We start from the raw sequence: 11,951 nt of genomic DNA, 5'->3' as shown, positions 1-11,951 counted from the left end.
CTGGTGTTTGGTTACGAGTTCTCCGTAGCTGCTGATTCCAACGCTGGTGTTGGTGGTCGTCACTCCTACCTGGGCATGAAAGGCGCTTGGGGTACATTCGTAGCTGGTAAGCAAGACGGCGGCAACGAAACTGTTGCTCCTTTGTACACACAGGCTTCATTGACTGGTGGCGTTTCCAACCAGGGTGGTCCTTTGACAACCATCGGCGGCGGCGTGGCATCTTTGTCTAACGGCGTTGCTATTTCTCGTACACAGCGTACAGACAACTCATTTGGTTACAAGACAAACATCGCTGGTGTAGCCATTGAAGCCCGTCATGCATTGCGTGGCAACAACGATGCGCACAACAACACTGCTGTTGTTGATAACAACGTGTCCCCAGTTGTAGGTCAAAAAGAAAATGGTCAGCGCGAAACTGAAATTGCAGCAACTTACAAAGTAGGCGCGTTGACAATTGGTGGCGGTCTTCAGGCTTATGACCAGCAAGGTGAAGATCCAACAGTGGCCATCAAGCCAGAGCGCACAATTCAGGCTGTAGCTGCTTACAACTTCGGCGCATTCACATTGGCCGGTCTGGTTGCCCAAACTGAACTGTACGCAGCAAACGCAGCGAATGGTGAAGACAGCAACTCAGAATACCTGTTGTCAGCTACTCTTCCAATGACTGCAAACAGCGGCGTTTTCGGTTCATACTCTGATTCCGAGCGCAACAACCTGGCAGCTCCTACTGAATTGAGCCAAGCTCAAATCGCTTACTACTACGACTTCAGCAAGCGTACACGTAGCTACGTAGGTTTTAACCGTTTGACTACTGAAGTAGTTGCAACTGGTGCTGAAACAGATCAGGACAACTTCACAATTGGCCTGCGTCACAACTTCTAATTCAACGCCAGGCTAGCCTGGTTTGAATGCAAAGTTTGAGAAAGCCACCCTCGGGTGGCTTTTTCTATTTCGGTATGGTTTGAACATAAAAGTAACAGGCAAAAAAAAGCACCTGGTTTTATCCAAGTGCTTTCTTCAACAAAAACTCAATTCAAACAATCACTGCAGATTCATGTCCAGTTGCACGCCGCACAAGGTGCTGCTGTAACGGGTGGCGTTGCCGCTGTCGCTCATGCAACCGAGCGAGGTGGTTTGTAACTGGTTTTCAGAAACCTTCAGGCCAAAAAACAAATCAGGCCTCTTGCTGCCTTCCTCGCGGCTTAGCTTAAATACCCAGTCGCCTGTGCCCCACTGCGCGCCCAGGGGCATTTTGCTGCGGTCCTGGCCTAATTTAAAGCCGTAACCCAAGCCGCCATTTTCGGCACTTGTCCAACGCCCCCACTTGCTCAAAGGGCTTTGGCCGTCGATATCCAGTGTTACGCCGCCAGCTTGGGCACTGGCCAACGCAGGCATCATTGCGACAAAGGCGCAAAGTAGTGTATTTTTCATGTTTTTATTCCCTTGGACAGCGTCAATTCAAGCAATTTGAGCTGTTCCGCATGCAAGGGTTTAATTATGCGCGTAAATTTGGCGTGGATAAAGCGGGAGAAGGTTTGCCTTCAGCCCGCTAAATCATTGGTTTGAATCAGGTATTGAAACCTGATCTTGCAGCTTTCTTGATTAAAAACAATGACTTTTTTAGCTTAATTCTCAAGACGCTTTAAGCCCAATTTCTTGAAAAGTTTGGTGTCTTTTTCCAGTTCGGGGTTGTCTGTTACCAACAGTTTTTCGCCGTAGAAAATCGAATTGGCCCCAGCCAGGAAACAAAGTGCCTGCGTACTCTCGCTCATACTTTCTCGGCCTGCTGACAAACGCACAAAACTGGCCGGCATGGTAATGCGGGCCACTGCGATTGTGCGCACAAAATCAAGCGGATCAATTTCTTCATTGTCGGCCAGTGGGGTGCCTTCTACCTTGACCAAATTGTTGATTGGCACGCTTTCGGGCGGCTCGGCCATGTTGGCCAGTTGGGCGATAAGGCCTGCGCGCTGGGTCACGGTTTCACCCAGCCCCACAATGCCACCGCAGCACACTTTAATGCCCGCGTCGCGAACACGGTCTAGCGTATCGAGGCGATCTTGGTAAGTGCGGGTGCTGATAATGTCGCCGTAAAAATCGGGCGAGGTGTCCAGGTTGTGGTTGTAGTAATCAAGGCCAGCTTCTTGCAACTGTTTAGCCTGGCTTTCTTTCAGCATACCCAGGGTTACGCAGGTTTCAAGGCCCATGGCTTTTACGGCTGTAACCATTTCGCCCACGGCATCGACCTGGTGGTCTTTGGGGCTGCGCCAGGCGGCACCCATGCAAAAGCGAGTGGCACCTTTGTCTTTGGCGGCTTGTGCGGCTTTCAATACCTCGTCGATGGGCAGCAGCTTTTCTGCTTCAACACCGGTGTTGTACTTGGCCGATTGTGGGCAGTAACCGCAATCCTCGGGGCAGCCACCGGTTTTAATCGACAGCAGCGTAGAAAGCTGCACGGTGTTGGCATCGAAGTGTTCACGGTGTACTTGCTGGGCTTTAAAAACAAGGTCGTTGAAAGGCAGGGCGAACAGGGCTTCAATGGCCTCAATGCTCCAGCGCTGCTTTTCAGTGGCGGGTGGGGCTGCTTTTTTGTTTTCAACCCAGGTAATTTGGCTTTCCATGTGCATCCTTCAGAACAATTCGCTTCCGGGGCCGGGTGCAATCAGGCTGCCCCAGCGTTGTAATACGTGCATCAGTGTTTGGTAGGCGTTCTCAAGCGTTTCGGGCGCGGTGCAATAGGGTGGGACCCAATACACGGTGTTGCCCAAGGGGCGCACCACAATGCCCAGTTCCAGAAACGTTTGGCGTATCCATTGGCTGGCGTTTGAGCCGTAACCTGAGCCATACGCTGAACCACACTGACTTTGACTGGATTTTAGCTCAAAGGCCGCCACGGTGCCGCACACCCGTGGGTTTTCAATCAAAGGGTGGCAGGCAAGGGCGGGTAGCCAGCGCCGGTGCGTGGCTTCAATGCGTTCAATGGCGCCCCAGGTGGCTTCATTGCTGAACAAGGTCAGGCTGGTTAGTGCAGCTGCGCAACCCAATGGGTTGGCGGTGTAGGAATGGCCGTGCAGCAGGGCGTGGCCTACGTCGGCGCTTAAAAACGCGTCGTAAACAGCCTGGCTGGTCAGTGTGGCCGCCATGGGCATGAAGCCGCCGGTTAGCCCTTTTGAAATGCAAACAATGTCGGGCTGCCCGCCAAACTGGGCTACCTGTTCGGCTGCAAACAGGGTGCCGGTGCGACCAAAGCCGGTGAACACTTCGTCAAATATCACCAGTACACCAGCCGCTTCACAGCGTTTGCACAGTTCGGCCACATGGGCGGGGCGCGTGAAGCGCATGCCGCTTGCGCCTTGAATCAGCGGTTCCAGAATTAATGCGGCAATTTCCCCTGCACTGTCAGCCAGCAATTGGTCCAGTGCGGCCAAGGCTTCTTCTTCGGTGCAGGCGCACACGCCTGTGGGTATGAAATCAACGTGGAACAACCACGGGGCAAAGGGGTTGTAAAAGCCACTGGACTTGCCGGTGGCCATGGCGCCGAACGTGTCGCCGTGGTAGCCGCCTTCAAGCGCGATGATGCGTTTTTTACTGGGTACACCACGGTTTTGCCAATATTGAAACGCCATTTTCAGGGCCACTTCAATGGCAGTTGAACCATTGTCGGAATAAAACACCTTGGCCATGGGGGCCGGTGCATGTTGAATCAGTTTTTCGGCCAGTAGTGCAGCGGGCGGGTGGGTTACGCCGGCAAACATGACATGTTCCAATTCGCAGGCCTGCCTGGAAATGGCTTGCGCAATAGCCGGGTTGCTGTGCCCGTGTATGTTCACCCACCAGCTTGAAACTGCGTCGAAGTATTTGTTGCCTTGGGCATCGAAGAGAAATTCACCTTGCCCGCGCACCACCGGCAGTGGTGCAGTAGCGGTTTGCATTTGCGTGAAGGGGTGCCAGCAGTACCGGGCGTCCAGTTCAAGCAGTTCGGCGTGGGAAAGTTGTTTCGTGGCAAGGTTCATGTGCAAGCGGCTTTACAAGCTATTGAGTGCACGAACAAGGCGTTCGGGCATGCCGAATTCAGCCAGCGCTTCCGGGTTCACGGTGCCGAAGTGCGGCAGTTCGGCCAGTACAGGCACTTCCCCAAAATGCTCAATGGCTTCGCGATTGGCGGCGTTGCCCAATTGACCTTGTTGGCCGACCATGATCACGCCCAGCACCGGTACGCCAGCCGTTTTCAGCGCTTGTAGGGACAGGCAGGTGTGGTTGATGGTGCCAAGCCCGCCGCGGGCCACCAGCAGGGCGCAGCTACCAAGGTGTTTCATCAGGTCAAGCATGGTGTCGCGCCAGTTCAGGGGCACCAGGCAGCCGCCAGCACCTTCAATGATCAAACGTTGGGCCTGGGGCAGGCTGAAGTCGCCCAGTTGAATTTTTACGCCATCAATGTCGGCCGCCTGATGGGGTGACAGTGGCTGGGTCAAGCGGTACGTTTCAGGGTGCACAACAGCGCCGCTCAGTTCAGCAATCCACTGGCTGTCGGTGCCGCCATCGAGCCCGCTTTGCACCGGCTTCCAGTAGTCGGCCTGCCAGTGTTTGCACAGCCAGGCGCTGGTGATTGTTTTGCCAATGCCGGTGTCGGTTCCAGTCACAAACAGATGTTTCACGGTCGTTCCAGATAGTAAAAACCAACGTGGTAATTCATGGTGCAGGCTTCTCCCAGTGCAGAAATGACCTTACGCAAATTCACCGGTTTGTGGTTCATGCGGGGTTGATCCGCACCAATGGCGCGCAGGCTGCGGGCAAATGACAAGCCATCGGGGTGATGGTCCAGAAAGTCTTTCGTGTGGTGCGCGGTGCTGGCGGCAATGCCCTCGGCCACCAGTGCATTCATGGTGTCTTGCAAACTCCCGTCGCTGGGCAGTGGCCGCAGTCCGCTGGTTTGGCCGGTGTCTTCGTGCGCTGTTTCCCAGGCCTGAAATGACCCGTCAAGCAGCACACTGAATGCCACGGTGTTGGACACGGACAACCAGCGTCGAATGGCCTCTTCAATGTTGCTGAACCATTGGGCGCACATGCCGGAAACCAGCAATGAATGGTTGGGGATCCACAGGTGTTCAACGGCCAGTTCTTCACCGTTGAGCAAATGGGTGTGCAGGCGCTCGGTGGGGTATTTGCGTTGCAATTCAGCAAGCATGCCGTCGGCCAGGTCCACGGCATGCACGGCGCTTTCCGGGAATTTGGTCAACAGGTGGTCGGTTAAAAACCCCGTGCCACTTCCCACGTCGACACAGGCCTTGGGGTTGAAACCAGCGGGCAGCATTTGGTCTAGCCAGTGGCTCAGGTGCTGGGCGGCATGTTTTTGAACGCGTGCGTGGTGATCGTAATCGCGTGCGGCATCCGAGAACCGATTCGATGCGGCCAATACAGAATCCAGTTTTCGCGGCAAGGCGTGTTCAGACATTTGAATGCAGGCAGGTGTTAATGCTGGGCAAGTAGCGGCAACAAGGTGTCAGTATACCGCGCAGGCGTGTTGGCAAACCGGGCGTGTTCGGCAGCCGGCGTGTACAGCGTGTGGCCTTGGCTGCCCAGTGTGTGGTTGAAGCAGGCTCGCGCCAGTGGCAAGGGCACGATGTCGTCGCTTGTGCCGGCCCAGGCGTAAAAGTCTGCACCGTGGGCCAGGGCGGTTTGCAGGGCAACTGCGGCATCCAGTTGTTGCATGCTGCGCAGGTCAGCCAGCAGTGCGTGTTCATTCAGCGTGGCCCAATCGGCGGTGTGGCCACAGCGTGTGTGGAAGTTGGCCAGCACTTCGGCCATATTTTGCTCTGCCTTCTGAGTCATGCGTGCCAGCACACGCGGCGGTGTTCCTTCCGGTTGTTGTTCGCTGCTTGTGAAGTGGGTGAATCCATGCAGGCTGAACAGGCTGTGCCAGCGCACCGAGAAATCCAGAAGTTTCGAAAAGCCCAGTGAATGCCCCAAACCAAGCCAGGGTACTTCGGCATGGGCCAGCACCAGGCTGTGCAGTGCTTCTGTGGAGTGGTGAACCCAGGCGTGGTTTACCCGAACCATCAGGCCGGCGGTGGCCTGTTCTGGAAAGTAGCCCGCTTCAAGACAAACAAACAGGGTGGTTTCACGCGTGTTCGCGGGCAATGAAAGGATGAAGGCGTCAAAAAACCGGTGGTTGTAGCCCCAGCCGTGTGCCATCAGCAGCACTTGTGTAGTTTCGGGATGTTTCATGCCGTCACCTTCCAGCTGGCCAAGGCCTTCAGCAGTTGTTCGTATACGGCAGGGCTGTGGCCGGTGTTCAGTGCCAAACGCACACGGGCCGCCTTGGGTGGCACTGTGGGGGGGCGCACAGCCGATGTGCGAATGTCCGCCTGTTGCAAATGGCTTTTCAGTTCAAGGCATGCGGTGTTGCTGCCCACCACCAGTGGCACGATGTGGGTGTTCGACAAGCCTGTGTCGAACCCCAGTTCATGTGCCTTGGTGCGCAGGTGTTGGGCCGCAGCATGCAGGGCTTCGCGTTCGTGGCTCAGTTCGGGAATGATGCTTAACGCTTTGCTGACAGCACCAATCACGAAGGGCGAGGGTGCGGTGGAATATACAAACCCGGTGCAGCGGTTCACCAAATATTGTTTGAAAATTTCAGTGCACGCGATGTATGCCCCGCTAACACCCACTGCTTTGCTGAAGGTGCCCATGATGACCCAGTGCCCCATGGCTTTAAGCGCATCAATTGCCGGGTGTTGTATTGCACCCAGCCCACGGCCCTGTGGCCCCCACACGCCAGTGGCGTGGGCTTCGTCCAGGTACACAACGGCCTTGTGTTGCTGGGCCAGTTCGGCCAGCTGTTCGATGGGCAGCAAGTCGCCCTCCATGCCAAACACGGTTTCTGACACAATAATTTTTGGCTGGGTGGAATCGGCGTGCTTGCCGGTGTGTTTATCGAGCAACTCGGCCAAGTGCGCCATGTCGTTGTGGCGAAACCGAATTTGTTTCACACCCGCAAGCTGGCAGGCATGGTGCAGGCTGGCATGGTTCAACCTGTCGGTGAACACCAAGGGTTCTGCGCCGCCCCACAGGTTTTGGTCGAGTAGCGCGGCCAAGCCTGTGGCATTGGCCTGGTAACCGCTGGAAAACACCAGTGCCGCTTCTGCATTTTTAAATTCAGCAACTTGCGCTTCCAGTGCTTCAAAACACGCCAGGTTGCCCGACAGCAAACGCGAGCCTGTGGCACCTGCGCCGTATTTTTTTGCGCAAGCATGGCCGGCTTCAACAATGTCGTTGCGCTGACTTAAGCACAAATAATCGTTGCTGGAAAAGTCGAGCCCGCGCTGGTCCAAAGGGCAGGGCAGCAGCACCCGCTTCAGGCTGTCTTGGGCCAGAAGTTCAAGGCGCTGTTGGCTGGCTCGGCTCAGGTTCATGTATTCAAAAAATCAGGTCAAAATGATGTCGTAATGTTCTTGCACAAACAGGTTGTCCACTTGCAGGGTAATCGGTTTACCCACGAATTCTTCCAGCATACCCAGGTGTTGGGCTTCTTCTTCCAGAAACAGGTCGATCACGGCAGGGCTGGCCAGTATGCGAAATTCTTTTGGGTTGAACTGACGGCTTTCCCGCACAATTTCCCGCATTATTTCATACGCTACTGTTTGTGCGGTTTTAACCTGCCCTTTGCCTTGGCAACTTGGGCAGGGTTCGCACAGCAAGTGCGCCAGGCTTTCGCGGGTGCGCTTGCGCGTCATTTCCACCAGGCCCAGTGCCGAGAAGTCAGTGACACTGGTTCGGGCTCGGTCGCGGTCCAGCGCTTTTTGCAATTCAGCCAACACCGCTTTTTTGTGTTCGTCGGTGCTCATGTCGATGAAGTCGATCACGATGATGCCGCCCAGGTTTCGAAGGCGCAGTTGGCGCGCAATGGCGTGTGCGGCTTCCAGATTGGTTTTGAACACGGTTTCTTCAAAATTGCGTGCGCCGATAAAGCCGCCTGTGTTGACATCAATCGTGGTCAGTGCTTCGGTTTGATCAATAATCAAATACCCGCCAGACTTCAATTCCACTCGGCGGCCCAGTGCCTTTTGCAATTCATCTTCAATGTTGTACAGCTCGAACAGCGGCCGTTCGCCTTGGTGCAGTTGCAGGCGGTCCTTGGTTTCCTGTGCGTACGTTTCTGCAAAGGTTTGCAAGCCTTTCAGGGTTTCCTTGGAATCTATCAAAATGGCTTGCGTGTCCACGCTGACCAAGTCGCGCACCACACGCTGGGCCATGGTCAGGTCTTCGTAAATCAGGCTGGGTGCAGGCTTGGTGCGGGTCAATTCCAGCATTTCGCGCCAGCGGGTGCGCAGGTAGTTCACATCGGCGGTCAGTTCTTCGTCGGCGGCTTCTTCTGCGTGGGTGCGAATGATGAAGCCACCGGTGTTTTCTGGTAATAGGCGGGTCAACTTGGCACGCAGTTCTTCGCGCTCGCCTTCGTTTTCAATGCGCTGCGAAACACCAATGTGCGGGTCTTGCGGCAGGTGCACCAGCATGCGACCAGCCAGGCTGATTTGCGTGGTCAGCCGTGCCCCTTTGGTGCCAAGAGGGTCTTTGCTGACCTGCACAATGATGGTTTGTCCTTCAAACACCATTTTTTCAATGGCCGGCGGTGGGTTGCCGTTTTGTTTCGATTGGTGGTGGTTGTAGGTGCGGTGCTCCCACAGGTCGGCCACATGCAAAAACGCCGCGCGTTCCAGCCCAATGTCCACAAACGCCGATTGCATGCCAGGTAGCACGCGCACCACTTTTCCCAGGTACACATTGCCCACAATGCCGCGGGTGGACGTGCGCTCAATGTGAAGTTCTTGTACAGCACCGTGCTGAACGATGGCCACGCGCGTTTCCTGCGGTGTCACGTTCACCAGTATTTGTTCGTTGATCATCTTTTGCTTCTTGGGTATTAATCGATTCTTGTTGTGGCTTAGTTGCTACCTTGGGCCGCTGTTTGGATGTCGCGTATCAATTCGCTCGTTTCAAACAGTGGTAAACCCATAATGCCAGAATGACTGCCCGAAATGTGACGAACGTATTGCCCTGCGATCCCTTGAATGCCGTAAGCACCCGCTTTGTCGAAAGGTTCGCCGCTGACAATGTAGGCGTGGATGAAGGTTTCGGGAAGTATTGCAAACTCCACATGCGATGTTTGCACGGTGTTTGCTGTGGTAGTGGTGTTGCCATGGGTGTTTAACCACGCACCCGCCACAGCGGTGTGAACTTCGTGGGTGGTGTTGGAAAGGATTTGCAGCATTTCGTAGGCCTGCGCGGCGTCTTGCGGTTTGCCCAGAATGGCACTGTGCAGGGCCACGGTGGTGTCGGCCGCTAGTACCAGCCCACTCAATTGTTGCGCACGCATTGCTTCAAGCGCTGCATTCAGTTTCAGTTGTGTAATGCGTTGCACATACCGCAGCGGGTCTTCATTCTCGAATGGTGTCTCCAGCGCTTCTGCTTCCGGGCTGTTTTGGGCCAGAAATACGTTCACATTCAAACCCAGGGTTTGCAGCAATTCCAAGCGGCGTGGGCTGCGTGAGGCAAGCCATACTGTGGTGGGCAAACCGCTGTGTTTTGGGCGAACGGGTGTGTTCATGATGCAAATTTATTCCCGATGGTAAGGGTGCCCGATGGTAATGGAAAATGCGCGGTACAGCGCTTCCACCAACAGCACACGCGCCAGTGCGTGGGGCAGGGTCAGGTCGGAAAGGCGCCACATGCCTTGGCATTGTTGCTTCAGGTTTTCCTCCAGGCCATCTGCGCTGCCAATCAACAGGCAAAGGGTTTCGCTGCTGTTGTGCCATTTCTGAAGTTGCTCGGCCAAGGCTTTGCTGGTGTGGCGTTCGCCCCGTTCATCCAGCGCAACCACCCGTGCGCCGTTGGGTATGGCCGCACGAATGCGCTCGGCTTCCTTGGCGAGAATTTGATCCACAGGCTTGCCCGCAGACCGGTCTTCGGGTTTCAGTTCTTTGATGGTCAGTTTCCAGTCGCTTGGGAAACGCTTCTGGAACTGGTCAACCGCAAGTTGCGCCCATGGCTCGATTTTGTGAGACAGGGCGATGACATGGATTTTCAAAACAAAAAGAATATTTAATTGTATTGGCTGGAGTAAGCCTCGGCCTGCTGCGGGAAGTAGTCCACGCCGGGCATGGGCTTGCTCAGGCTGTGCGGGTTCAGCTTCACGCGCACGGGCTTGTCACCCCAAATTTCTTCCAGGTTGTAGTACTCGCGAATGGCGGGTTGCATCAGGTGCACCACCACATCGCCAAGGTCTACGAGTACCCATTCGCCCGTGTCTTCACCTTCGGTGCTGAACACTTCGCCACCGTTTTCCTTGGTTTTCTCGCGAACGTTGTTGGCCAAAGCGCGGGTTTGGCGGTTTGAAGAGGCCGAGGCGATGATTACCCGGTCAAAAACACCGGTCAGGTGGGTCGTGTCGAAAACGGCGATGTCTTGTGCCTTGATGTCTTCTAGGGCGTCAATCACGACGCGCTGCAGTTTACGCAATTCCATGCAATTCCAAAGGTTTGTTAATTGCCTGAATTCTAACAACTTTCAGGGCTGGGCGCGACCATAAACTGGGTGCTGTGTCAGGTACTTGAACACCGCTGCTGGCAGGTTGGCTTCCAGCTTGAATCGGGCGGTCTCAGCCATCTCTGTGTTGGGTGAGGCCAACAGCTCGAACTCCCGGCGAATTTGGGTTGAACTGACATTCACGCTGGGCATCGGGATGCGAAACAGGCGGTCTTGCAGCAAGTGTCGTTTTAAAGCCTCGGGTACCTTGAATTCGCCCCACTGGCTGCGTTCCACCACGCCAATGCGAGCGTAATCAAACAGGCTTTGCCAGTGCTTCCAGCTGGTCAGGTTGTCCAGTTGGTCGGCACCAATGACAAAGGAAAACTTGTGGTGGGGGTGCAGGTCAGTCAGTTTTTCCAGTGTGTCTGCTGTGTACGTGGGGCCTTGGTGTTCAATTTCGAATGCTTCTACCCGCCAGGAATGAACGCCTTCAATGGCCAGTTCAACCAGTTTTTTGCGAATGTCTGCCGGCGCAAGGTCGGCATTGGGCTTTTGCCAGGGTTGGCCTGCGGGCATGAACCACACTTCATCGGCCATACACTGGGCTTGGGCCGAGCGCGCCATTTGCAAATGCCCCATGTGAATGGGGTTGAAAGTGCCGCCGATGATGCAGATTTGCCGTGTGGGCATGGAATTGGGGTTGCAAGTGAGGACGGTTAGAAGTCTAACTGACTACGTGCACTGCATGTACACACTTACTTGCACATTTCAAGAAGTGTTGCAGCCAATACAGCCAGAACTTTGTGGTGTCTGATCCACTGAAACAGGTTGCTGTGCGCTGTCATCGAATGGCGTTTCCATTTGAAATTTCGCCAAGGATATGGGCCAGCAGATTATTGCCTATCTTCATTCTCGGTATTTACCCATAGAAATAGTGACCAAGTACCCTTTGTTGTCTGGATATCGGTTGTCCTCGTAACAGGTAATCACCACCATGAGTTGATATAGTTTTCCTGCGTTCCAGTGGGTACTAAGGGCGGCGCACTTTTTAAGCGCCTCGTGCCAAAGGGGAGTGTTGTCATAAGCAGGATATTCTTCTGGTTCATCAAGTTCCCAGCCCGACTTTCTCCATTGATTTTGCAGATCCAAAACGATATTCCAAGATTCTTGGAGCGGTAGTGGTTCGACTTGGGGAGACATTCTGACAGATCGAATTGAGGCATCGTCGTCAAATGAGACAGTAAAAAACTTTGCGGGTGGTGTAATAAATCCGTGTTTTGGATCGGCAAATCTTAAGTAAGCCAGTTCTTTGGGTATCCGGTACCAAATTTCATCGGGTATGTTGTCGGCAATTTCTGCAGTTGATCTGGACTGCATGTCTTTCCACGGCTCACCAATAATCAAGGCGATTTCCTTGGCGGGGGTAA

Annotated in this window: 14 protein-coding genes; 1 reads left to right on the top strand and 13 read right to left on the bottom strand. The window is 54.6% G+C overall.

The features are described from left to right. On the top strand, positions 1-882 hold an 882-nt coding region (locus V7028_RS14895; protein ID WP_334120870.1), incomplete at its 5' end, for a porin. 159 nt (positions 883-1,041) lie between these two features. On the opposite strand, the gene V7028_RS14890 is transcribed toward V7028_RS14895, so the two are convergent. From V7028_RS14890 to V7028_RS14830, 13 genes are all read right to left on the bottom strand, one after another. Continuing rightward, positions 1,042-1,431: a hypothetical protein gene (locus V7028_RS14890; protein WP_334120869.1), complete on the bottom strand. Its 390-nt coding sequence runs from the start codon at positions 1,429-1,431 to the stop codon at positions 1,042-1,044. A gap of 194 nt (positions 1,432-1,625) precedes the next feature. Continuing rightward, positions 1,626-2,621 (bottom strand): biotin synthase BioB, encoded by a 996-nt coding sequence (gene bioB / locus V7028_RS14885; protein ID WP_334120868.1) that lies wholly within the window; start codon positions 2,619-2,621, stop codon positions 1,626-1,628. A 9-nt stretch (positions 2,622-2,630) separates the two neighbouring features. Beyond that, on the bottom strand, positions 2,631-4,013 hold the full coding sequence (gene bioA / locus V7028_RS14880) for an adenosylmethionine--8-amino-7-oxononanoate transaminase (RefSeq protein ID WP_334120867.1): 1,383 nt from the start codon (positions 4,011-4,013) through the stop codon (positions 2,631-2,633). Between the two features lie 12 nt (positions 4,014-4,025). Beyond that, the gene (bioD, locus tag V7028_RS14875) at positions 4,026-4,655 is read right to left on the bottom strand and encodes a dethiobiotin synthase (protein ID WP_334120866.1); all 630 of its coding nucleotides are present in this window, start codon (positions 4,653-4,655) and stop codon (positions 4,026-4,028) included. Next, on the bottom strand, positions 4,652-5,452 hold the full coding sequence (locus V7028_RS14870) for a methyltransferase domain-containing protein (protein ID WP_334120865.1): 801 nt from the start codon (positions 5,450-5,452) through the stop codon (positions 4,652-4,654). Before V7028_RS14870 ends, bioD begins: the two co-directional genes overlap by 4 nt. Before the next feature lie 17 nt (positions 5,453-5,469). Further along, complete coding sequence (locus V7028_RS14865; protein ID WP_334120864.1) at positions 5,470-6,225, bottom strand: hypothetical protein; 756 nt, start codon at positions 6,223-6,225, stop codon at positions 5,470-5,472. Then, on the bottom strand, positions 6,222-7,412 hold the full coding sequence (locus tag V7028_RS14860; protein WP_334120863.1) for an aminotransferase class I/II-fold pyridoxal phosphate-dependent enzyme: 1,191 nt from the start codon (positions 7,410-7,412) through the stop codon (positions 6,222-6,224). Before V7028_RS14860 ends, V7028_RS14865 begins: the two co-directional genes overlap by 4 nt. A 12-nt stretch (positions 7,413-7,424) precedes the next feature. Continuing rightward, positions 7,425-8,900, bottom strand: a complete 1,476-nt coding sequence (gene rng, locus V7028_RS14855; protein ID WP_334120871.1) for a ribonuclease G — start codon at positions 8,898-8,900, stop codon at positions 7,425-7,427. A 41-nt stretch (positions 8,901-8,941) separates the two neighbouring features. Beyond that, positions 8,942-9,604: a Maf family protein gene (locus tag V7028_RS14850; protein ID WP_334120862.1), complete on the bottom strand. Its 663-nt coding sequence runs from the start codon at positions 9,602-9,604 to the stop codon at positions 8,942-8,944. 9 nt (positions 9,605-9,613) lie between these two features. Continuing rightward, on the bottom strand, positions 9,614-10,084 hold the full coding sequence (gene rlmH, locus V7028_RS14845) for a 23S rRNA (pseudouridine(1915)-N(3))-methyltransferase RlmH (RefSeq protein ID WP_334120861.1): 471 nt from the start codon (positions 10,082-10,084) through the stop codon (positions 9,614-9,616). Between the two features lie 14 nt (positions 10,085-10,098). Continuing rightward, on the bottom strand, positions 10,099-10,521 hold the full coding sequence (rsfS, locus tag V7028_RS14840) for a ribosome silencing factor (protein ID WP_334120860.1): 423 nt from the start codon (positions 10,519-10,521) through the stop codon (positions 10,099-10,101). Between the two features lie 42 nt (positions 10,522-10,563). Beyond that, positions 10,564-11,214 (bottom strand): nicotinate-nucleotide adenylyltransferase, encoded by a 651-nt coding sequence (gene nadD / locus V7028_RS14835; RefSeq protein WP_334120859.1) that lies wholly within the window; start codon positions 11,212-11,214, stop codon positions 10,564-10,566. A 216-nt stretch (positions 11,215-11,430) separates the two neighbouring features. Beyond that, on the bottom strand, positions 11,431-11,951 hold a 521-nt coding region (locus V7028_RS14830), incomplete at its 5' end, for a hypothetical protein (RefSeq protein ID WP_334120858.1).

The sequence above is a fragment of the Limnobacter sp. genome, from assembly GCF_036846585.1.
Lineage (GTDB): Bacteria > Pseudomonadota > Gammaproteobacteria > Burkholderiales > Burkholderiaceae_B > Limnobacter.
Note: the sequence above shows the minus strand (reverse complement) of the source record. Positions and strands in the feature narration are given on the sequence as shown.